Annotated in this window: 21 protein-coding genes; 14 read left to right on the top strand and 7 right to left on the bottom strand. The window is 40.0% G+C overall.

Going from position 1 to position 23044, the window contains the following annotated elements:
* The first annotated feature begins 35 nt into the window (after window positions 1-35).
* The 6 genes from L1264_RS02495 to L1264_RS02470 all read left to right on the top strand — a co-directional run bounded on the left by L1264_RS02495 (window position 36) and on the right by L1264_RS02470 (window position 7225).
* On the top strand, window positions 36-335 hold the full coding sequence (locus L1264_RS02495; RefSeq protein WP_135924035.1) for a hypothetical protein: 300 nt from the start codon (window positions 36-38) through the stop codon (window positions 333-335).
* A 179-nt stretch (window positions 336-514) separates the two neighbouring features.
* Window positions 515-1360, top strand: coding sequence for an HDOD domain-containing protein (locus tag L1264_RS02490; protein WP_199525909.1), 846 nt, complete (start codon window positions 515-517; stop codon window positions 1358-1360).
* A 564-nt stretch (window positions 1361-1924) separates the two neighbouring features.
* A complete protein-coding gene (locus L1264_RS02485; protein WP_199525911.1) occupies window positions 1925-4543 on the top strand; it encodes a TonB-dependent receptor in 2619 nt (872 codons plus the stop codon).
* A 70-nt stretch (window positions 4544-4613) separates the two neighbouring features.
* Window positions 4614-6125, top strand: a complete 1512-nt coding sequence (locus tag L1264_RS02480) for a glycoside hydrolase family 10 protein (protein ID WP_199525913.1) — start codon at window positions 4614-4616, stop codon at window positions 6123-6125.
* Window positions 6126-6189: 64 nt separating this feature from the next.
* Complete coding sequence (locus tag L1264_RS02475) at window positions 6190-6942, top strand: hypothetical protein (protein WP_199525915.1); 753 nt, start codon at window positions 6190-6192, stop codon at window positions 6940-6942.
* A 49-nt stretch (window positions 6943-6991) separates the two neighbouring features.
* The gene (locus L1264_RS02470) at window positions 6992-7225 is read left to right on the top strand and encodes a hypothetical protein (protein WP_135924040.1); all 234 of its coding nucleotides are present in this window, start codon (window positions 6992-6994) and stop codon (window positions 7223-7225) included.
* Here L1264_RS02470 and L1264_RS02465 read toward each other — a convergent pair.
* The 3 genes from L1264_RS02465 to L1264_RS02455 are packed head-to-tail and all read right to left on the bottom strand — an operon-like array spanning window position 7222 to window position 11207.
* A complete protein-coding gene (locus L1264_RS02465; RefSeq protein WP_135924041.1) occupies window positions 7222-7602 on the bottom strand; it encodes a diacylglycerol kinase in 381 nt (126 codons plus the stop codon). The two genes, L1264_RS02470 and L1264_RS02465, sit on opposite strands and share 4 nt — an antisense overlap.
* Before the next feature lie 20 nt (window positions 7603-7622).
* A complete protein-coding gene (locus L1264_RS02460) occupies window positions 7623-9248 on the bottom strand; it encodes a phosphoethanolamine transferase (protein WP_425343231.1) in 1626 nt (541 codons plus the stop codon).
* 15 nt (window positions 9249-9263) lie between these two features.
* Window positions 9264-11207 (bottom strand): LTA synthase family protein, encoded by a 1944-nt coding sequence (locus L1264_RS02455; RefSeq protein WP_199525918.1) that lies wholly within the window; start codon window positions 11205-11207, stop codon window positions 9264-9266.
* A gap of 174 nt (window positions 11208-11381) precedes the next feature.
* On the opposite strand from L1264_RS02455, the gene L1264_RS02450 reads away from it, so the two are divergent.
* The 4 genes from L1264_RS02450 (at window position 11382) to L1264_RS02435 (ending at window position 15973) form a co-directional block, all read left to right on the top strand.
* Window positions 11382-12056, top strand: coding sequence for a response regulator transcription factor (locus L1264_RS02450; RefSeq protein ID WP_138556989.1), 675 nt, complete (start codon window positions 11382-11384; stop codon window positions 12054-12056).
* Window positions 12056-13465 carry a sensor histidine kinase gene (locus L1264_RS02445; protein WP_199525920.1) on the top strand — a complete coding sequence of 470 codons (1410 nt, stop codon included), beginning with the start codon at window positions 12056-12058 and terminating at the stop codon, window positions 13463-13465. The genes L1264_RS02450 and L1264_RS02445 overlap by 1 nt, the downstream gene beginning before the upstream one ends.
* A gap of 78 nt (window positions 13466-13543) precedes the next feature.
* On the top strand, window positions 13544-13732 hold the full coding sequence (locus tag L1264_RS02440; protein WP_135924046.1) for a DUF3185 family protein: 189 nt from the start codon (window positions 13544-13546) through the stop codon (window positions 13730-13732).
* A gap of 66 nt (window positions 13733-13798) precedes the next feature.
* A complete protein-coding gene (locus tag L1264_RS02435; protein WP_199525922.1) occupies window positions 13799-15973 on the top strand; it encodes an exonuclease domain-containing protein in 2175 nt (724 codons plus the stop codon).
* Between the two features lie 28 nt (window positions 15974-16001).
* Here the strand turns inward: L1264_RS02435 and queC are convergent, their stop codons facing one another.
* The gene (gene queC, locus L1264_RS02430) at window positions 16002-16682 is read right to left on the bottom strand and encodes a 7-cyano-7-deazaguanine synthase QueC (protein WP_281546462.1); all 681 of its coding nucleotides are present in this window, start codon (window positions 16680-16682) and stop codon (window positions 16002-16004) included.
* A 122-nt stretch (window positions 16683-16804) separates the two neighbouring features.
* On the opposite strand from queC, the gene queE reads away from it, so the two are divergent.
* Window positions 16805-17470 carry a 7-carboxy-7-deazaguanine synthase QueE gene (queE, locus tag L1264_RS02425; RefSeq protein WP_135924049.1) on the top strand — a complete coding sequence of 222 codons (666 nt, stop codon included), beginning with the start codon at window positions 16805-16807 and terminating at the stop codon, window positions 17468-17470.
* 299 nt (window positions 17471-17769) lie between these two features.
* Window positions 17770-18375 carry a peroxiredoxin C gene (locus L1264_RS02420; protein WP_135924050.1) on the top strand — a complete coding sequence of 202 codons (606 nt, stop codon included), beginning with the start codon at window positions 17770-17772 and terminating at the stop codon, window positions 18373-18375.
* 68 nt (window positions 18376-18443) lie between these two features.
* Here L1264_RS02420 and L1264_RS02415 read toward each other — a convergent pair whose 3' ends face one another.
* Together L1264_RS02415 and smpB are read right to left on the bottom strand one after the other, a co-directional pair.
* On the bottom strand, window positions 18444-20969 hold the full coding sequence (locus L1264_RS02415) for a TonB-dependent receptor (protein ID WP_425343233.1): 2526 nt from the start codon (window positions 20967-20969) through the stop codon (window positions 18444-18446).
* A 264-nt stretch (window positions 20970-21233) separates the two neighbouring features.
* Window positions 21234-21713 carry an SsrA-binding protein SmpB gene (gene smpB, locus L1264_RS02410; protein WP_063700124.1) on the bottom strand — a complete coding sequence of 160 codons (480 nt, stop codon included), beginning with the start codon at window positions 21711-21713 and terminating at the stop codon, window positions 21234-21236.
* Between the two features lie 133 nt (window positions 21714-21846).
* On the opposite strand from smpB, the gene L1264_RS02405 reads away from it, so the two are divergent.
* Window positions 21847-22287: a type II toxin-antitoxin system RatA family toxin gene (locus tag L1264_RS02405; protein ID WP_135924052.1), complete on the top strand. Its 441-nt coding sequence runs from the start codon at window positions 21847-21849 to the stop codon at window positions 22285-22287.
* The gene (locus tag L1264_RS02400; protein WP_135924053.1) at window positions 22284-22610 is read left to right on the top strand and encodes an RnfH family protein; all 327 of its coding nucleotides are present in this window, start codon (window positions 22284-22286) and stop codon (window positions 22608-22610) included. The genes L1264_RS02405 and L1264_RS02400 overlap by 4 nt, the downstream gene beginning before the upstream one ends.
* A gap of 43 nt (window positions 22611-22653) precedes the next feature.
* Here L1264_RS02400 and L1264_RS02395 read toward each other — a convergent pair whose 3' ends face one another.
* A complete protein-coding gene (locus tag L1264_RS02395) occupies window positions 22654-23016 on the bottom strand; it encodes an outer membrane protein assembly factor BamE (RefSeq protein ID WP_135924054.1) in 363 nt (120 codons plus the stop codon).
* Between the last annotated feature and the right edge of the window lie 28 nt (window positions 23017-23044).

Genomic DNA, 23044 nt, shown 5'->3' with positions numbered 1-23044 from the left:
AAGCTAACACTCATTTGTTAAGTGGAGTAAAGGATATGCAAGCGCAAACAGTCAAAGAATCAATGGCAACTATTCAATCAGGTGTTGCAAAAGCAGATGGGAAGCTTTTAGTTACAGAGCAAGACATTGTTTTTGAGCCATTTAACAAAGAGTTAGGCCTAGGTCCATACACATTTTCACGATCGCAAATCAAAAACATTGATAAGTGTTCAGGTAAAGGCGCGGGTATTTTACCAATTACAGCTGATGGAATTCGTATTACGTTAAATAACCATGATGTATTTGAGTTTATTTTAGCAAACCCTGATGAGTGGCTAAGCGTACTTTCTCACTAAGTAAATAGCCAATAGGCGGCATATTAATTGACGTATTACTATGCCGTTTTTTTACGCAATGAATACTCTTTCTGCGCAACTAGTTGATCTCAAACAATACTAAGGTAAACCTCTTAGGCTACTTTACACATCTAAACCATTAAATTGCTCGTTGCTTATTAAAGGAGGCTCTTGGGCAAATGATCAACTTAGATGAACAACGCCTAGTTTCGCTTGAACGCGGTTTTCATATTCCACCTAAACCTGAATTATTGAGCCAAATTGCTGATGAAATGCAAAAGTCGGATGCAAGTTTAGATAAAATAGCCCTACTAATTTCAAAAGACATTAGCCTTTCGGCCTTATTGTTAAAAACTATAAACAGCCCGGTGTTTGGCTTGCAACGCACTATAAGTGATATACGCCAAGCCGCGATGTTTTTGGGGTTAGAGCAGCTTAATCGGTTGGTAACGATGGCCTTACTTAAGCAAAATTTTAAAGGCAATGCCTGCATAAGCCTAGAGCGCTTCTGGGATGAGTCGCTTGAAGTTGCTAATGCTTGTGTGCTGCTCGGTAATAGTTATAAGTCATTAATGCCAGTAGATGAGCTTTACTCTTTAGGGCTTTTTCATAATGTGGGTATTGCCGCAATGGCATTAAAATTTACAGATTATGTCGAGGTACTTAAACAAGCAAATCTAGCTAAAGAGCATGCGATTACAGACCTTGAACAAGCACGTTACCAGTGCGACCACGCGGTGATTGGTTACTTTATCTCTGTTTCTTGGCATTTACCTAAGCCACTTTGTCACGTTATTTTAAACCATCATAACACGCACTTTTTAGCGCAAAATAATGATGAACAACAACGTATGGCCTATGCCATTTTAAAATGTGCAGAAAGTGCTGTGGATTATGCCCGTCACCAACAGTATTCAAGCGAATGGTTTAAAATCAAAGAGGCGTGTTTTACTGAGCTTGGTATTGTTGAGCAAGATTTTGCTGATATGGTCGAAGATTACGTCGACAATGCGATGGCAAGTTAAGGCCATTTAGTTTTATTTCCTCTTTTCTTAACTTCGATGAGTTTGCGAGTGGTGAGTTTTCATCACTCTTTTTTAATTAGGCAGAAACTATTCAATATTAAATTTTCTGGTGTTAGCTGAGTTTTATTTTTCCAAAGAGTGCTTAACATTTCATGTGCTTGTAATAGGCATTAGCAGCGTTTGTTTTATAGACGTTTTTTGCCCATTCCCATTGATTCTTAGTTTTGTTCTTGAATAAAAAATTCCCCAAAACAAACACGCGAATGTAATTCTTCAATTCTTAAAAAACACCTATTTTATAAAATATTAATATAAGTTAATGATTTTAAGTGTTTTTTAATCTCAAGGTTGCTTGTGCTGTGTTTTTTTGTCTCTTTTTTGGAATTTAATATTGTTAATATATAAAATTTAAAGAATAAAATATCTTGATTTTATAAAATATTACTACTATTGTAGCCGCAATGTAACAATAAAGTTGTTACCAATTGTTGTTCAAAAGAGCATTTATGTAGTTTGTAGTCACAAAATCTCTCACTTTTTAAAAAACGATAGGGTTACATTTCCATGAATAAAAAATTCTCCACGCTAACTGTTTGCATCAAAAAAGCATTGCTCCCAACTCTTTTACTTGGAACATGTGCACCAGCCTTTGCAGCTGATCAACAAGATGAAAAAAAGAAAGTTACAAAAGAAGATATTGAGCTGATAGAAGTCCGCGGCTATGCGGCGTCAGTTGAGAAAAGTATTAATATGAAACGCTTTTCAAACAGCGTAGTTGATGCAGTTTCTGCTGAAGATATTGGTAAATTTCCTGATCAAACAGTTGCAGATGCATTGCAACGAATTCCTGGCGTGCAAGTAGAGAAAGACTTAGGTGGTGAAAGCGACCGAGTGAGTATTCGTGGTACAGCACCTCATTTAAATATAACTCTGTTAAATGGCCAAAATGTGGCTTCTGCAACGGCTTCGGCATCAATTACACGCCCGTCGCGTGGTTTTAATTACTCATTATTACCAGCAGAAATGGTCGATACTCTCGAGGTTTATAAGTCTGCTGAAGCTGACATTGATGAGGGGTCAATTGGTGGCACTGTTGTAGTAAAAACACGCAAACCGCTTGATAGTGAAGCTAACTATGCAGCGCTTTCAGTAAAAGCATTCCACTTTGAAAACGCAGATGAAACTAAGCCATACGTGTCTGGTTTATATTCATGGAAAAATGAAGCCCAAGATTTTGGTTTTAATGTTGGCTTCGTGCACAAAGAAACAGCAACGCAGCGTGATAGTAAAGAAGTACGTTTTGGATATCGCAGCACAGATGCTAACCAAGATGGTAATGCAGAATTTTATCCTGGGGCAGTGGGTTACAACCGCTACGCAAGTGATAGCGATTTAGATACCGCAACAGCGACATTCCAATACGCTGCAAATGATAACCTTGATTTTGTTTTCAATAACTTATATTCAAAGTCAGAACATGAATCATATGGCACGTATTCAAGCGGTTTTATCCTGCAAAATATTGCTAACATTGAGAACCCCGTTATCGTTGACGGTACGGTTGTCGCCGGTGATTTACCAGCACACAATAACTTGGGTTATTATGGTAATGCGGGCTACCGTGGTGAATTTAAGACTCAAGCTCATGATTTAAAAGTGACTTACAAAGCAGATGATTACACTGTTACAGGTCAGCTAGGTTACAGTAAAGCTGACGGTGAGGTGAGTGATGTTTATTCAGAGTACTATGCCAATACAAATGCGTCATTTACGTTAGAAAATGGTACGCCAGATGTGACTTTATCAGCAGACTTAAGCCCACAAGATTACCGTTTAGATTACAACCATAAAAATGACATACTCAATGACTCTGATGAGCTTTATGCGCAGTTTGATGTTGAATATTTACTAGACACTGGTTTTTTCACTGCAATTAAAGCGGGTGTAAAATACCGTGAGCATACAAAAGCTGCCAGTTTGATGAAAGCTAACTATCCAAAAGTGTCAGCAGCAGGTGAGAGCTTTAATTTGGGTATGTTTGCAAGCGATTCTACTAGCGACGGCATTTTATGGCAGTTTGATAATAACCAGTATGCAGACTGGATCTCGTCTACGAGCCCAACATCAGGTCCTTATGAGCACCTTGACTACACCTTCGACCTTGAAGAAACCGTTACAGCTGGCTACGTCAAAGCCGTGTTCGAGCACAATAAGTGGCGCGGTAATATGGGCGTACGCGCGGTTAAAACAGAGCTTGACTCTCGTTCAGTTGAGTACACAGGACGTAGTTTTGCGCCTGAAAATATTCAAGATGTATATAGCTCAAATAGCTACGATGACTTCTTACCGAGTGTAAACATTAATTATGACTTTACGGATGATGTTGTGCTTCGCTTTGCTGCGGCTAAAGTAATGTCTCGCCCTGACTACGATTTTTTATCAGCGCGTAAAAGTGGCTACTGTGCAGCGGCAACAGGCTGCAAAGGTTCACAAGGTAATCCAGACTTAAAACCTTATCGTTCGACTCAATATGATTTATCAGCTGAGTGGTACTTTAATGAGTCATCAATATTGTCATTAGCTTATTTCTACAAAGATATTGATTCGTATATCACCAATACAACGATTGAAAAGCAGTGGACATGGACAGACCCTGATACCGGCGTTGAAGAGGTTCGTGATTTCTTAGTGACTCAGCCTCAAAATGGCCTAGGCGGTGAGAATTCGGGCTTTGAAGTGAACTACACTCAAAAGCTTATGTATGGTTTTGGTATTCAAACCAACTATACATATTCAGATGCTGAACTAGAGCAAACACCGGAGCAAAAAGCCGCAGGTGAAGAAGCTGTGTTGCCAAACAACTCAGAAGATACTTTTAATGCGACGGTTTATTATGAAAACACTGCTTTCAGTGCCCGTGTTTCTTATACATATCGTTCAGAATATTTTTATACTAATTACCTTGGCTTAAACCAGTATAAGGATGGTTTTGGTCAATATGATTTAAATGTTAGCTATAACATTTCTGAAGATTTTAATCTTATTTTCCAAGCTATTAACTTAACAAATGAAGAGCAAGAAGCGACTTCAGGTAATAGCACAGGTATGCCAGATGCTAATCGTCCATTAGCAATTCATGATTATGGTCGTCGCTTCTTGATTGGCGCACAAATGAAGTTCTAATACTCATTTGAGTTTAGTGAAATTGAAGGCACAGCAACATGATTGCTGTGCCTTTTTTATGAGGTTGATCATGTATTTAAAAATTTTATCGCTATTGAGCATGTGCTTGGTTTTAAGTGCGTGTAGTTTATTGTCAAAAAATGAAACAACGTATACTGAAAAACAACTGCTTGGTACGATTTACCAACCACAGGTCGCAAGGGAGTTTCGTGCTGCTTGGGTTGCCACAGTCGCAAACATTAACTGGCCAACTGAGCCTGGGTTAGCTGTCACAGAGCAAAAACGGCAAGCGATTCAAATTCTCGATAAATTACAACAGCATAACTTTAATACTGTGATTTTTCAGGTACGCCCGCAAGCAGATAGCTTCTATCACAGTAGTCGTGAGCCTTGGTCTTATTATTTAACTGGCGAGCAGGGCAGAGCTCCAGCACCATTTTATGACCCGCTACAGTTTTGGATTGAGCAAGCACATAAGCGTGGCCTAAAGATACATGCGTGGTTCAACCCTTATCGAGCCCATCATCCTGATGGTGGTCCTGTGTCTGAACACTCTGTGGTCACACGTATGCCAGACCAAGTGGTAAAACTAAAAAATAGTACTTATTGGTTTTTACCAACCGATCAAGATGTGGTTGCTCACACCTTAAATACATTAACGGAACTTGTTAAAAATTACGATTTAGATGGTATTCACTACGATGACTACTTTTATCCTTACCCTTCTTATAATGAAGGCGAAGATTTCCCTGACGCATTACAATATCAGGCTTATGTAAAAGCGGGCGGCAAGTTAACAGTTGCAGATTGGCGTAGAGAAGCGGTCAATCAATTTGTTAAACGCCTTTATGCTCGTGTTAAAGAAACTAAACCCCATGTGTTAGTTGGCATTAGCCCATTTGGTATCTACAGACCCAATAATCCAGACTCAATTCGTGGCATGGATCAGTACGAGAAGCTCTATGCGGATGCTAAGTTATGGCTAATCGAGGGGTGGCTTGATTACTTAACTCCACAATTGTACTGGCCAATAAACCAGTACGCGCAAAGTTATCCACTGTTGGTAAATTGGTGGCAAACACAGAACACCAAACAACGTCATTTATGGCCGGGTATTAACGCACTTCGGTCGTTTGATACAGCGGGTGTCGATGAAGTGGTTAATCAGATCATGATTAACCGAGGATTTTTAGCATCGCCAGGGACTGTTTTTTGGAATGTTGCGGCGCTTGACGGTAGTCGATTAATGAGTGATGCATTAGCAAAAGGCGTGTTTCAGCACCAAGCATTAATACCGCAAACCCCTTGGATAGACATGCCAGCGGTTGAGCCATTTAAAGTTTCATATGAACGTTCAGCAAATTACATTGAGCTATCTTGGCAGCATGCAAATGAACCACAAGTAACGCAGAGCTTGGTGTATTTTAAATACGGTGACGATTGGCATTATCAGCTTTATGCAAACAATAAACATACGCTCAAAGTTGCTACAGAAAAAGAGCAACAAACATTAACAACAATTAAAGTAATAGCCGTTGACAGATTAGGTAATCAAAGTGATGCAGTTCAATTAGAATTTTAGTTGAGGCTGTACTGCGTGTCCCCTAATTTGTTACGCTTTAAAAAACTAAAAAATGGATACTAAAGTGAAAGCAGTTTTGTTAAGTGCAATCGTACTGATTGGTAGCTCTTATTCATCATGGGCTACTGCCGCAACAAAGCATATCAAAATAGTAAAACCTGTGGTTGCAGCGTTTAAAGCAGGGGATAAAGCGGCGATTGCAGAACGAGTCCACTATCCATTGCAGCGTAAAGCCCCTCTTAAAGACATTGAGAATAAGCAAATGCTTATCGATAAATTTGAGCAGGTATTTGATCAGCAATTTGTTGAGTCGATAGCTAACTCAAATATTCGTCATGATTGGGAGATGATGGGTTGGCGCGGTATTATGTTTGATTCAGGCAAACTTTGGTTAGACTTTGATGGTTCTATTTGGGCTGTGCCCTATCAATCAGATGCAGAAAAAACATTACGCGAAGCGCTTATTGAAGAGCAAAAACAAGCTTTACACGAAACCCTTCGCGAATTTACTCAGCCGATACTAACTTGGAAGACAAAAAAGCATTTAATTCGTATTGATGAGTTGGCAGAAAATCAATACCGCTATGCGGCTTGGGATATTGAACAATCAATGCTGGATGAGCCAAGATTGGTGATAACAGGGGGCACGTTAAGCTTTGATGGTAGTGGCGGTAACCATTTTTATACATTTATGAATAACGGCTATCGCTATGTGTGTCATGTTATCGTGCTAGGTACTGAACAATCTCCGACAGGGCAATTAGAAGTATTTAAAAATAATGTACAGATTTTGTCTGAGCCTGCTTTGGTTTTTTAGGTGTTTTTTCTTACTTTGAACTACACTTACTTTTTTAAAGGAGTAAGTTATGAGTACAAAATTTTGGATTTTAAGAGCCACTAGAGTTTTCACGCTGGTGGCTATTTTATTGTTTATGGTAGAAATCCTTAAAGGTCACGACACACAAAGCGCATTAAGTTTTGCGTTACTTTGGTCATTTATTGCAACGGCAATTTTTATCGCAACCCGTTTATATCACTCATCAAAAGGGCGACATTGTGCACTTTGTAATGACACCCCGGATGATAAAAAAGCCAGTTAACTTAGGTTGTAAACAAATACACCGCCCCATACTAGCGCACAAATTGTAAGAGCAATAAGTACGGCTGCTGACCCCAAGTCTTTAGCTAGGCCTGATAACGGATGAATTTCAAGGCCTATGCGGTCTATTGCTGCTTCAATTGCCGTATTGACCACTTCAGCAAACATCACAAATAGCACAGATACAAGCAGCATGATTTTCTCATACAGGGTAATTTGCCAGATAAAAACCACGGCTATGGCAAGGACCAATAGTATCAGCTCTTGTTTAAAAGCAGATTCATGTTTTGCTAACCACGTGAATGCACGTTGGGAATTTTTAAATGCAAGGCGAATACGTTTAATGCCTATGGGTTTGTTAGTGCTATCAAATTGCATAGTATGAAATCTCTATTTCGTTAGCTTTGTTTTGAGCAAGCATAAAAAATGTCTTGCTCAGGATTATATTTAGTACTTCCGACATGGGTTAAGCCAAGTAGGGTGTCAAAAATGTTATCGTGTGAAAAAGCATGGTTACGCTGTTGTTCAATACATTGGTTAAAGCGGCTATCGGCTAGCTTATTACTCCAAAACAGCATAGGCACTTGAGTTTGCTCTTTTGGCGCTAATGCATATGGAAAACCGTGTAAATACAAACCTTTTTCACCTAACGACTCACCATGATCAGAGACATATAACAGTGATTTATCATCCGCTTTACTGTCTTTAAGCAAGTTGATTAGTTTACTCAGCACTAAGTCGGTATAAGCAATGGTATTGTCATAGGTGTTTGTGAGTTGCTCGCTGCTACAATTTTGGATATCGCTACGTGGGCAGTCAGGCAAAAATTTAGTGTCTTTTTTTGGGTAGCGGCGATAGTAGGTTGGCCCATGTGAACCAATCATATGTAACACCACTAGTTGGTGCTTTGCATTACTCTTGGCAAGTGTTGCTGCTAACTCATCAACGAGTACCTCATCAAAACAGTAATGGCCATCACAAAGTGGATTGCTCTTTGTCGGTTCTATCGTTTGTGATTTAACACGTACACAAACCCCTTTGCAGCTGCTGTTATTATCAATCCATGTTACTTCAACTCCACTTCGTTGAATGATATCAAGCGCATTCTCTTGGCTTTGTGCTATACGTGAATCATAGCTGTTGCGGTCTAATCGAGAGAACATGCAAGGTACAGAAATTGCAGTTGCTGTACCGCATGAACTAACATTACTGAAATATTTTACCCCAAGCTTAGGTGTATTTTGATTGGTTGGTTTTTCATAACCTTGCAGTGAAAAATTGGTAGCTCGTGCTGTTTCGCCTACTACCATAATGGTGAGTGAGCTTTGCTGCTTAGCCAATAAATGCGGTGTTTTATCTAATACTTTGAATGGTAAAGGTGGATAAAAATAATTATCGCGCAAGTACTTATAACCTGCAGTGTAAAATGCAAAAGGAGTTATGTAGCTCGTTAATTGGCGGTTATTACGCCCTACAGAGGCATAATCTTTATAAAATGGTACCGCAATAATGGCTACAACGATAACAGCTGCAAGGTTTAATAGCGCAAAGCTTCTTAGGCGTTCGCGAAAGTGGCCAACAATCTTAAAGCGAGAAAACAAATAGGCTGGCAGCACCCCAAGCACACCAATAAAAGCGATAACTTGTACATTCAGGTATGAAAATGCCTCACCTGAATTTGTTTCTAAGACATTTTGCAACATGCTTTTATCGAAGATCACGCCATAGTTTAAAGTGGCATAAAACAGCAGTGACGAGAGCACCACGCTTGTCAAAAGTATGGGCTTTACAAAGGTGATTAACGACAGCCAACTTAGCACCATTGCCGTCAATGCCAATAAGAAAAACGGCACGGTTATTATGAATAACCAGTCGACATGCCCAGGCTTGGCTGCCGCCTCAAACACGTTATATAAAAATAAGCCGTTAAAAGCGATAACTAAATATAAAGACACTAGCCAGACAAATTGGCTGTAGCTAACGGGCCATTTTTTAGTAAAAAGTTGTTTGATTTGCATACTCATAGTCATTCCTCATCGCTATGATTTATTCGGTAAGCGATACAGCTTTTCGGTATAAGCAAGATTGCTAAATAAGACATGAGCCAGCGCTTTTTTGGCAAGGTTTAAGTCAGTGGTTGGTTTATCAATGGCAACTTGGCTTTTATTGGTTGTGTCATAACGCCAATAACTCACTTTTTGGTTTGGCATTAGTATTACCGCCTCACCATTTTCTACATAAGCAAAGTTGTCGTAATACTGCATCATGGCGCGCTCAACAGGGTATTGTTTAGTTAAGTCATAGCCAAGCATGGGAGTTGCTTGCCCTACACCTAATAAAGACAACAAAGTAGCAGGTAAGTCTATTTGGCTGACTAAGCGAGTATCGCGCTTTGCTTTCACATCACTGTTTAGGATCACAGCAGGGATATGGAAGGATTTAAGCGGTACAGGCTCTGAGCCAAACACCCGTACATCATGATCAGCAACCACTAAAAATACCGTGTCTTGCCAGTAATTTTGCGTTTTTGCCTTTGCGATGAATTTACCTAGTGCATAATCAGCGTATTTAATTGCTAGGTCGCGTTTGTAGTTTTCTGGGTCGTGGCCATCAGGTAGCGTTACTTTACCTTCTGGTATATCGAATGGGTCGTGGTTACTTGACGTAAACACAAGGCTGAAAAAAGGCTTGCCCGTTTTATTTAACTCGTTTAGCTCTTTATCAGCTTGATTAAACAAGTCTTCGTCGCTTACTCCCCAAGATGAGATAAACTCTGGGCTTTGTATGTCATTAATATCGACAATATCGCTAAAGCCATTCCCTAAGAAAAAGCTTTTCATGTTATCAAAATGGCTTTCACCGCCGTAGATAAATTGGGTGGTATAACCGGTGCGGGTTAATACATCGGCAAGAGAAAAAAAGTTGCGCTGTGATTTAGAAAGTTTTACCACAGAGCGTGAAGGGGAAGGAGTAAACCCCGTTGTAACTGCTTCGATACCACGAACAGAGCGTGTGCCAGTAGCGTATAAATTATCAAACCCCCAGCCTTGTTGATAAAGCTTATCTAGTTCAGGAGTCACGCCAATGCCACCTAATTCACCAACAAAGCGTGCGCCTAAGCTTTCTTCTAAAATGATAACTAAATTCTTTTGTTTGCCGGTGTTAAACGGCAGGTTGTTAGCAAGAGTAGGAATGCTCTCAGTGATAAATTGCTGTTTATAGGCGGCTTGCTTGACTGTTTGTAAAATTTCATCACGTGGCATGGTGCCATACAAGCTACTGGCATTTTTTTCATTGCCCATATTTTTAATAGCAAATGCGACACTGTAAGTTGAATTAAGGGCCAAGGAGTTAACCAGCGAGTCACTTGAAAAGTACACTAACGCAGGATTTAACGGGCGATGACTTACAGTACCTCTTGCGCTAATTAAACAAACTAATAAGGTGGTAACGAGTATTACAACTTGGCTAACTTTTTTAGTGTTTTGTTGTTTACTAAATGCTGCGCTTATAAAGCGATACGTAAACACACAACTTAATGTTGCAATAATTAAGCTGCTTATCATAGCCAGCAGATGGCCATTTAACAGCATAGAGAATACTTCTTGAGGATAATCTAGGTATTCGACAAATAAGCGATTTGGTCGCACATCGTATTGGTTAATAAACTCGGGTGTCGAAGCCTCAACAACCACGATTAAAGTCACAACTAGGCTGCTATAAAGAGTAAAAGCATGTTGAAATAAAGTGGTCTTACTGCGCAAAAACACGTTAGCAAGTAACATCAAAACAGCTAAGGCTGATAAGTAACCAAGACTACTTAAGTCGATTCTCAGGCCACCCATTAGCACCGCTAAGCTATCGCCATCAACGAGCCGTTGCTGTTGCCATAACAGCAAGCCAATTCTCGACAGCATAAAAACTGCCATTAATAATAAGGTAAAACGAAACAAAGGTTTTAAAACGGAGAGTTTTGCTGTCATAGTCGTACTTACTTAATCGAAACTACGGCTATAGTAGGAAGCAAAACTTAAGAAATCCTTATGGTAATCTTAATATTTTCTAAACCAGAAAAACTTCAGTAAATCTTAAGTGAATCTTAAGTTTGGTGGCGTAACCTGATGACGTAAAAGTGTTTTTACCTATTTGAGTAACATATGAAATTGTTAATTATTGAAGATTCAGTGTCATTAAGACGTAGTCTACGAATTGGCCTTGAAAACCTAGGTTTTACCATTGATGAAACTGGCGATGGTGCTGAAGGACTTAGTATGGCAATGACAGGAGATTACGAATTAATCATACTCGACATTATGTTACCCAGCATTGATGGTATTACCCTATTACAAACAATTAGAGCAAAGCAGCTCGATGTGCGTGTGCTGATTTTATCTGCCAAGCAAGAGCCTGAAGACAAAGTGAAAGGGCTGCTGACAGGGGCTGATGACTACCTAACAAAACCATTTTCGTTTGATGAGCTTCATGCAAGGTTATTAAACTTGATGCGTCGCGGTGGCTTGAAAACAATCAGTGACGTGATCCGCATCGATAACCTGGCTTTGAACTTACAATTAAAACTGTTGCAAGTCGGTGACACTGTCATCGACCTTACACCCAACGAATACAAAATTGTTGAGTGCTTATTTAGCAATCAAAATAAAGTGATTACATCAGAAAAGTTAAGTACTTATATTGCTGGACAATATGACTTGGTTTCGAAAAACTCTATTGAGGCGCATTTATCATCGGCACGTAAAAAGGTTAGAGCGGCAGGTGGTGAGTTACCTATTCAAACCAAGCGCGGCTTTGGTTACATAATTCAAGGAAGGTGATGAAATCAATTCGCAGTAAATTAGTTTTTACTCTATCCATAGCTATAACAGGGCTTGTTTTAGGTATTTTATTAGCCACAGATATTGCCGTCGACAGCTGGATAGATAATGAGTTTAACCGTGGCTTACACTCAAAAGCTGGTATGCTAATGACACTGGTGCATGAGGACGACCAAGGGATAGGTTTTAACCACCCGGGTGAGTTTATGCCAGAGTTTGATGGCCGAGTTGAACCTGAGTATTTTCAAGTGTGGACTGATGAAGGCGTACTTATTCGCTCACCAAGTCTTGATTTATTTCCAGTAAAGAGCCTTAAGTTTCAAGAACTAAAACTCGGTGAAGCGAAAATAATGACCACCCAGTTACCAGATGGTCGAGATGGACGGATCATTTATACTCGCTTTCAACCGCAGTTTGATCCACATTCGCACCACAGCTCTTATGACGGGGTGAGTAAGCCGAACTTTAAAACACTCACGCTGGCTTATGCCGCATCTTCCGAAGAAGTTGATTTTATATTATGGCTTATCGACATTATTTTTGTGGTTACCACAGTAACAGTCATTGTCTTTATTCGTTTATTTGTGCGTAAATCGGTAGACAGCTCGCTAGCGCCACTCAATAAATTAAATCGTGATATAAGTAAGCTCAGTATCGCTGATAAAAACGCAATAATTGTCGTTAAAGAACCAGTTAAAGAGCTACAGCCGATTGTAAATAGCTTAAATGCCTTTATTCAAGAAAACAGGCAGCTTTACTTTCGCGAAAAACGTTTAACCTCAGACATCGCTCACGAACTAAAAACCCCTATTGCTGAGCTAATCAACATGACCGAAGTGGCAATTCGTTTTCCTGATGAAAAAGAATTTGAAGCCGATTTTAAACCCGAGGTACTAAAAATTAGCCAACGGTTAAAAAGCATTGTGTCGAACTTATTGCTACTGCATAAATACAGTAATGAAGCTTTACCAAAACAAGACGCTTGTGATTTAAATCAGGTCATAATGCGCATCTTAGAAAAGTGCGATTTAGAGCGAGTTGAATTTGCACTTCAAGAAGATATACCGGCGATTGTTAGTAATCTATTTGCACTTGAATCAATCATCACCAACCTTGTCAATAACGCCAAACAATATAGCCCAGAAAAGAGCGTAGTGATTGTAAGTACGCAGTTGAATGACGAGGGTAAGTTGCAATTCTCTGTTACTAATGAATTAAAAGTATCCTTAACAGATGAAGATATTAGTCAGTTATTTGATCCACTATGGCAAAAAGACAGTGCCAGAACGTCTAATGATAACTTCGGTTTAGGTTTATCCATTGCCAAGGCGTTAAGTCGAGCAATTGGTGCAGAGCTTCATGTTTCGTTAAGTGGGCAAAACATAATCTTTAGTTTGATTATTACTTAAGGTTTTGCAGCTAATTATTTTATGTGCAAAACTGTTCGTACTAACATGTAATAAAAAACAACAATAAGGAACAACACAATGGGAAAAATTATAGGAATTGCTTTAATTGTTATTGGTGTAGCACTCGCGGTTTGGGGTTACAACGTGTATGACTCGGCGAGTGCGCAAATTAGCCGAACTTTTAGCGGCGATACGCCGATTGAAGCTTGGTTAGGTATGGTGGGTGGCGCAATTTGCGCGGTTGTGGGTATTTTAAAAGTTAAATAGCCTCAAATATTGAAATCGCTTAGCTAATACCCGATACTGTAATTATATACAGTGTCGGGTTTGGATATGAAAACACAATTACCAGCAAAATATTATTTAAGTCACTTCTTTGAGCTTGCTGAGTTTATTCAATCTCAGTGCAGGCATCTGCTTTTAGCAGAGCAGCAGCAATTTCTTAAAAAACTCCTTCAACTTGATGAGCAAAGCTTGTGTACTTTGCTGCGTATTTATTCTCGTAAGCCAAAAATTGTTGCATTGTCATCATTAAATTATGAAGAGATCCCTAATCTTCACGGTGCTATTTTTAAGTTAAAACAACAAGGACTGGTAGCGCATCCTAACAACGACGAATTAGATCTATTGCTTGAACATTTAACAAAGCCAACCCTGTTAACCTTATTAGCAAACGATGCGTTAATGGCAACTCAAGCTGATTACAAAAAGTCAGCCAGTAAACAGAGCTTAACCCAACTGTGTAAACAACATATCGATCGTAGCCACGCTGATTTAGAGGCATTGTTTAGTCAGTTTGTAGTTAATAGCCGAGACCAATATTATGAATATTTTGAGTTTTTATACAGTGGCCGACTGAGTGGCGGCGATATAAACCATCAAAACCGATTTGTGATGCGTGACTTAGGAATTGCAAAAGTGCGTAGCGATGTCAGCGAGAGCTTATCGCGTTTTCAAACGTTAGCCGAGGCACAAACACATTATCAATTAAACCAATTACGCATGCAGTTTAAGCAAAGCGAGTCACAAACACAGTATCAAAACTTAGCCCATGCGCTTTTAGCTATCAGCTGTGAAGATGAACTAGCCCAGAGTATTAAAAATAAGTTACTTATTCGCCTATACAAACAACTCAAAGAGCATAACTTAGCATTTGCATTTGAGTTACTTGAGCACTGTGAAGGCAGCAGTGAAGCGCAAGAGCTAGCTATTCGCCAGCGTTATAAGCAAGGAGATAAAGACTGGGTTGAGCAAAAGCTTGAAAGTATTATTCAAGACCCACTTGATGATGGCATTTTGTATTTCGCTGAAGATTTTTTACAGCGTAAATATAACAAGCAACAACGTTCACGCTTAACACAAATGCTCATGGATACAGAGCATCAATTAGAGGTTGATGATATTTACCGTGGCGATGTAGAGCAAGGAGTGTGCGAGCACTATCAACAGCTTGGTAACACGGTATTTTTTACTGAGAATAACCTTTGGTTGAGCTTCTTTACCTTAACGTTTTGGCAAGAGCTTTTTATAGAGACTCCGCACCCGCCGTGTAATGAATTTGATATTTACCCAAAGGTGTTGCAGGCTGATTGCTTTTACACTTTGCAACAAACACAAATTGAGCAAAAGCTTGCAAATTTCACTAGCAATGAAGCCTTGTATAAACATGTCTGCAAAAATGCAGGGCAGTTTTACGAAACACCTAATGGTGTTTTTATGTGGCATAGCGATATTTTAGAGCCGCTAGAGGTATTAATAAAACACAGCCCGCTTGCAAATTTAAAAGCGCATTTATTACAAATGTCAAAAACCTTTAAGCAGCTAAAAGACGGTTACCCAGACTTGATGGTGCTAAAAGGGGATAAGCTCACCTTTGAAGAAGTAAAAGCCCCTGGCGACAAACTAAGACGTAACCAACTTGTCAGTATTGAGGTGTTAAAACAGCAGGGCTTTGCAGTAAACATCGTCGCAGTAAATTGGTTTAATGATCCGAACCGTATTTATAGTGTCGTTGATATAGAAACCACGGGTGGCGTACAAGGTAATAATAAAATTACCGAAATTGCAGTTGTGCAGTTACAAGCGGGCGAAGTGATAAAGCAATGGGCAAGTTTAATCAATCCTGAGCGAAGTATTCCTGCCTTTATCACTAAGCTAACAGGAATTAATGCTGCGATGGTGCGTGATGCTCCTCGCTTTGAAGAGGTTGCCGATACACTGCGTTCACTTTTAAAAGGCAGTGTTTTTGTTGCCCATAATGTGAATTTTGATTACGGTTTTATTCGCAAAGAATACAGTGCAATCGGGCAGGGCTTTAAAATGCCAAAGCTATGTACAGTGGTTGAGTCGCGCAAAGCATTTCCAAAGCTTAAGTCTTATTCACTCGGTAATTTAGCGGCACATTTTGAATTGAATTTAACTAATCATCACCGAGCATTAGCCGATGCGACTGCTACTGCAGAGCTGCTAAAACTTATCCAACAAACACAATCAAAAAAGGCGAGTTAATCTCGCCTTTTAAACGTAAACGTTATGGTTATTCGTACTCGATAGGGTCGGTAACGTTATTTAATGCGAAAGCTTCTAAGCGTTCTTGGCAGGCACCACATTTGCCACAGGCTTTGTCGCGGCCGTTGTAACAGGTCCATGTTTGGCTGTAATCAAGACCCATTTTTAAACCGTCTGTCAAAATGTCGATTTTGGTATTGTTTAAGTACGGGCTGAAAATCTCAACAGCGTCGTAATTAGCAATACGGCAAACATCATCCATTTTTTGCACAAACTCAGGGCGACAATCAGGATAAATAGCATGATCGCCTGAGTGCGCACCGTAATAAACTTTGCTGGCTTTTAAAGACACCGCATAACCCACAGCAAGTGAAAGTAAGATCATGTTGCGGTTAGGCACAATTGTGCTCTTCATGCTTTCTTCTTCGTAGTGACCTTCTGGCACGTCAATATCGTCGGTCAGTGATGAACCACCAATCAATTGGTTGATTGCTGAAATATCAACAATTTTATGTGGAACACCTAATTTTTCACATACTTGAGCGGCAACTTTAAGCTCTTTAACATGACGCTGGCCGTAGTCGAACGACAGGGCATACACTTCGTGGCCTTGTTGCAGGGCTTTATTTAATACGGTAAACGAGTCCATACCGCCGGAATAAATAACAACTACTTTTTGCGTCATAACTGTTTTGCTCTTACTTTTGATAGAGGTTTACTTCAGGGCGCGATATACTACACGGCTCGGGCCTAAATAACAATTTTTGCCAGTGTTTTTGGTTTATCTGATGGTATGTATTTTATACCGTCGTGTCGTAAGTGAGATGTCTTTTGTACAAAATTAACGAAGTGTTTGAAACAATTCAAGGTGAAGCGAGTTTTACGGGTACACCTTCAATCTTTTTACGTTTACAAGGCTGCCCTGTAGGCTGTGCTTGGTGTGATACGAAGCAAACATGGGATGTTGATAATGTATATAAAGTGTCTCTTGATGACACGGTCGAGAAAAAAGCGGATTCTGATCATTGGGCAGAAGCATCAGCAGAGCAAGTATTAGCATTATTTAAAGAACGTGGCTATAACGCTAAACATGTGGTGATCACCGGTGGTGAGCCTTGCATGTACGACCTAAATCCAGTGTGTGAATTATTACATGCAAACGGCTACTCAACTCAAATTGAAACCAGCGGCACATTTGAGATTTTAGCGCCTGAGCAAACATGGGTGACCGTATCACCAAAGATTAATATGCGTGGTGGCTATAAAGTACTGCGCAGTGCGATGCAGCGTGCTGATGAAATTAAGCATCCTGTTGCAATGCAAAAGCATGTTGAAGAGCTTGAAGACTTATTCTTAAAAACGGGTGTGAATCCACGTTTAGTGTACCTTCAACCAATTAGTCAAAAGCAGTCAGCGACCAAACTTGCTATTGAAACATGTATTGAGAAAAATTGGCGTTTATCAGTTCAGGTGCATAAGTACTTAGGGATTAGTTAGCTTCCGATGTACTGATTAAAGATGCGTGTTGTGCTCTGTAGAATATATCTTTGAGAGGGCACGCTTTACTCTTTAGTCAGTTGTTCATTCATTAATATTCAATCGATAATGAGTAACTTAGCTAAATCAATTTTTCCGATTGGTGATATCGATATTTCCGATTGTTCATTTCTCTGTAACCTCTTTAAACTATCTTACAAAATATCAGTGCTTACTCTTGGTTTTTAGTTTTTTGGAACCATATAAAGGTAAGTATTGCTTATGCAATTGGAAATAAACTCAAATATTTGGAGATAAAAATGGGTGTATTAGTTGGCCGTCAGGCACCAGACTTTACTGCAGCAGCTGTTCTAGGTAACGGTGAAATCGTTGAAAACTTCAACCTAAAAGAAACTATCAAAGGTAAAAAAGCAGTTATCTTCTTTTACCCGTTAGACTTCACTTTCGTTTGTCCTTCAGAGTTAATCGCTTTCGACAAGCGTTTTGAAGAGTTCCAAAAGCGTGGCGTTGAAGTAATCGGTGTTTCTATCGATTCACAATTCTCACACAATGCATGGCGTAACACTGCCGTTGCTGACGGTGGTATTGGTCAAGTTAAATATGCATTAGTTGCAGACGTTAAACACGAAATCTGTAAAGCATACGACGTTGAGCACCCAGAAGCTGGTGTTGCTTTCCGTGGTTCTTTCCTAATCGACGAAGAAGGTAACGTACGTCACCAAGTAGTTAACGACCTTCCACTAGGCCGTAACATCGACGAAATGATCCGCATGGTTGACGCGCTAGCGTTCCACAGCGAGCACGGTGAAGTATGTCCAGCAGGTTGGACTGAAGGTAAAAAAGGTATGGATGCAAGCCCTGAAGGTGTTGCTAAATTCCTTTCTGAAAACGAAGGCGACCTATAATTTAGGCCTTTGTTAGCGAATTAAAAAACCCGCCAATTGGCGGGTTTTTGTTTTTAAGCTCAACGAGATTAATTAAAGCGCATTGTTAGCTTAGTATAGAAATAACGACCACGTGGGTTATGTACGCTCGATACATAGCCATATAAGTCGCCATCACCATCGCCGATTGCGAACGGAGGATCTTCATCAAACACGTTATTCACACCCACAGATAGTTTGATTTTATCTGAAAAGTTATACGCAGTTTGTAAATCAACCAGTGTTTGCGAATCAACCATACGTGATGTGTTGCTATCAAAGTCTAAGTTTCCATCAAAGTCGATGTCTGGTGTATCTTCAAACTCGCCTGTGTAGCTAACGTTCACATTGGTATTGAAGTCACCCATTTCCCAATTTGTTGAGAAAATCCAACGGTTTTCAGGATAACGGTACTCGCCTGTGTAATCGCGACCATCTTTTTTAAATTCGTTTTGGTATGCCCATTCTAAATTGAATTTTAAGAAGCCGTAATCGTTCATAGCATGAGTGTAGTTTGCCGACACATCAACACCCGATACTTCTTGCGATGAAACGTTTTCAAAGGTGCTGTAAACTTTTTGGATTACACCTAAACTTTGACCATTTTGTGGTGCCAAACGCACACACACAGTGCTGTTTTGATCGTTACAGTTGTTATCATAGATAGGGCCGAACTCTTGTTCGTCTATCTTATTATCTTGTGTAATGCTCCATACATCGATTCCAAAGCCAAACTCAGCGGTTGGTGCCCAAATGAAGCCCACGTTCCATGACTCTGATTCTTCAGCTTCAAGGTTCGGGTTACCCGCAAATTGGATATTGTAATCTAGAGCATTACAATCCTGTCCCGTTGCCTGACAACGATAAGTATCTACAAAGAACTGACTTTCTTCAGATGGACCTAAACCAATCTGTGCCAGTGAAGGAGCACGGAAACCTTGAGCCCAAGAACCACGCACAGTAATTGAATCTGTTGGTGCCCAGCGCACAGCTACTTTAGGGTTTGTTGTTGAACCAAAGTCACTGTAATCATCGTAACGACCTGCTAATTGCAGCTCTAAGTTTTCTGCTAACGGAATTGAAAACTCAATATAAGCAGCATACTGATCGCGCTCTGCTGCAGCTGATACAGACTCAGTACCAAAGATTAACCCGCGTTGGAATTGGTCATCTGGAATATCGCTCACATCTTCTTCACGGTATTCAATACCTGCAGCCATCATCACTACATCATCGCCAAAGCTAAATGCTTCACCACTGATATTTGCATCAAATGATGTCATGTGAGATTCGCCGCGGCGAACTAAGCTTGTGGTAATACGATCAATAACTGCTTGGTCATTATAGGTGCCACCGAATGGGTTATAGTTACCTGCGTCAATTTCTTGTTGTAAGAAATCAGTGCGCACCCAACCTTGGCTTCTATCACCTGTTTGCATTGATTTACTACGGCCTTTTTGAACTGCCGCTTCCCAGCTCCAGTCACTGATCTCACCTCTTAAACCAGCAACAAAACGTAACGTATCTGACTCAATGTCCCATTGACGAGGGCCTGCATCTACCGTTCTGTAGCGACCAATCTCGATATCTTGGCCAAATGGGTTATTTGGATGACTTGCTGGCACTGTTAAGCCTGCATCTTCATCAAGAGGGGTAGGGGCACCAGCTGCTTGCGATGTATTATGTTGTACAGCCACTTCTAAGAAAGCTGAAATACCGTTATCAAAGTTGTATTCAAACTGTGATATAGCACCAACACGCTCTGACGCCGGAGTTACATAACCAAATGGACCGTAGTCAAATAAACAGCTCCCACTTGCTGTGGCATTTTCTGCCGGGCATGCAGGGTCAATTGTTTTTTCGCCATCTACGTAAAAGTAGCCAGGGAAGCCACGCGATGAACGAAAATCCATGCCGCCATAAGGTTCTTGATTTGCAGTACCTAAGCGACCCATTTCATCAGAAGACAGCGCTGTGTTGTTAAAGTAGTCAATAATGATTGACGCACTGCTTTTTTCAGTACTCGTACCCCAAACTAGGCTTGCCGTTTTTTCTTCGTAGTTAGGACCATCAGTACCGCCGTAACCTAGGTTTACTTCCAGACCATTAATATCTTTCTTTAAGATGATATTAACTACACCTGCAACTGCATCAGAACCATAAATTGCTGATGCGCCATCCTTTAAAATATCGATACGCTCAATAGCAGAGACTGGGATTGAGTTGATATCAACAAATGAATTGGTAATGCTTTCTGCAAAGGCACTAATAGATACACGGCGGCCATTAATTAGTACCAGTGTTGCATCTGAACCTAAGCCACGAAGACTCACTGCAGCGGCACCATTTGCTGTTGAGTCTTGGTTATTACCGCGCGTAGAGAAAGTTCCATTACCTGCAACTGGCATACGCTCCAATAGTTGCTGTAGATTGTCGTAACCCATATTGTCGATATCAGCACGACTAATAGATTGTACCGGTGAAGGGCCTTCAATATCAGAGCGCTTAATGCGAGAACCTGTAACTTCAATACGCTCGACCTTTTCAGCTCCATCTGATTGTGCGGCAACAGACATAAAACTTGTGCCACTTAACGCTGCAATTGTAAATGCATAGAGAGGTCGCTGTATAAAGCGGTGGGTGTTCTTCATAAATTTCAATCCTTGTTTAATTGTGAAAGTATTGTGAAAATATCACAGTAAAGATTGATATCATGTAAATGATATTGTTTGAAATAGCAAAAAAGTATGGGTTTTTAGAAAGGGTATTGATTTATTTGTAAAAAGCGAGAGTTTATAAGGGATAAGAGCCTAACCTTAAGTTAGGCTCAAAGAGCAGAATTATGCTTTATGTTTCATTAGGCGTTCTTTTTCACGCGCCCAATCTTTGTTTTTTCCGTCTTCGCGTTTGTCGTGCATCTTTTTACCTTTAGCAAGGTGGAACTCCAACTTCACCCAGCATTTTTTCCAGTACATTGCAGTTGCGATTAAAGAAAACCCATCGCGTTCTGTGGCACCGATAAGACGATCGATTTCACGCTTATTTAAAAGTAACTTACGATAACGAAGAGGATCGCAAATCACGTGAGTAGAAGCACTATTGAGTGGCTGAATTTGACTGCCAAGTAAAAATGCTTCGCCGTTTTTAATATGAATATAAGTCTCAGAGATGTTTACTTTACCAGCTCGGATACTTTTTACTTCCCAGCCCTGTAGTTCAACCCCTGCTTCGAACTTATCGTGTAAAAAATACTCATGGCGCGCTTTTTTGTTAAGCGCGATGGTATTACTTGTCGATTTAGATGATTTTTTCTTAGCCATAGTGGCTCATATTATACGTAAAAACAGCGTTTTTACATCGCTTTTTTAAGGCTTTGCATAAATTTTCACGCTACTAAAATTTGGGGAAATAGCCAAAGCTTGCTAAAATTCGCCGACACAGTTGGGAGTGAATATGCCGCAGATAGAAAAAAGTGCGCTGGTAATGTACAGCAGTAAAGAAATGTTTGATCTTGTGAACGATGTAGATGCGTACCCAGAGTTTTTGCCGCATTGCTCTGATGCGAAGATAATTGCACAACAAACCAGCGGCATGACAGCAAGCTTAGAGATCTCGAAAGCAGGTTTGAAAAAGTGGTTCACCACCGAAAATACCTTTATTGATGAGCAAACGGTTACGCTACGCTTAGTGGATGGGCCGTTTAAAAAGCTACAGGGTAAATGGCAGTTTTTACCTCTAGATGAGCAAGCATGCAAAGTGCACTTACATTTAGAGTTTGAATTTGCCAGTAAACTAATTGAGCTTGCTTTTGGTAAAATATTTAACGAAGTTGCTAAAAATATGGTGAATGCGTTTACTCAGCGCGCGAAAACTGTTTACGGAGCACGCACATGATTACTGTTGAAGTTGTATATGCGCTACCTACCACAGCGACAAGTTTACTTGTTGAAGTACCAGTAGGGACTAGTGCAGAGCAGGCGGTGATAAAGTCAGGTATTTTTGACAAATGTCCTGAAATCGATGCTAACAATTTAACATTAGGGATCTGGAATCGAACCTGCAAATTAAATCAGCAGGTTAAGGATGGCGACAGAATAGAGATTTATCGCCCATTAATTGCAGATCCAAAAGATGCACGCAGACGCCGAGCAGAAAAAGCAAAAGAAGAAGGCCGAGCAAACAAAGTAACGGGCGGTCGCCCTTTAAATAAAGCATAACAAAAAGGGTAGCTAAGCTACCCTTTTTGTTAAGTGTGATTCGTTACTCTTGCTCGAGCGGTGTATTGAATTCACTTGGCTGTTCATAATCACCTGAAAGTGAAACCAGTTTATCGTTTTCAAAGTTAAGCGTTAGTGATTTACGCTGTTCGTTACTACGACCAATATTAAATACATAAAGATAATGCCATGTATTATTGTCGAATGAATCTTCAGCTACTGGTTTACCAAGTACATAAAGAACTTGTTCGCGTGTCATATTGACGCGAAGTTTATCAACGTCAGATTGTTCTAAAAAGTTACCTTGTGGAATATTGATACGGTAAACCCAGCTTGAACACCCTGCTGTAGCACTTAAAGTAAGGGTAAGTACTAACCAAAAAGAAAAAGTTTTAAACGACTGCATTATTTGTTTGAATCCTTATTTTTTATAC

This window comes from Pseudoalteromonas sp. APAL1 (assembly GCF_021532475.1).
GTDB lineage: Bacteria > Pseudomonadota > Gammaproteobacteria > Enterobacterales > Alteromonadaceae > Pseudoalteromonas > Pseudoalteromonas lipolytica_C.
This window is presented reverse-complemented; position numbering and strand designations above follow the sequence as displayed.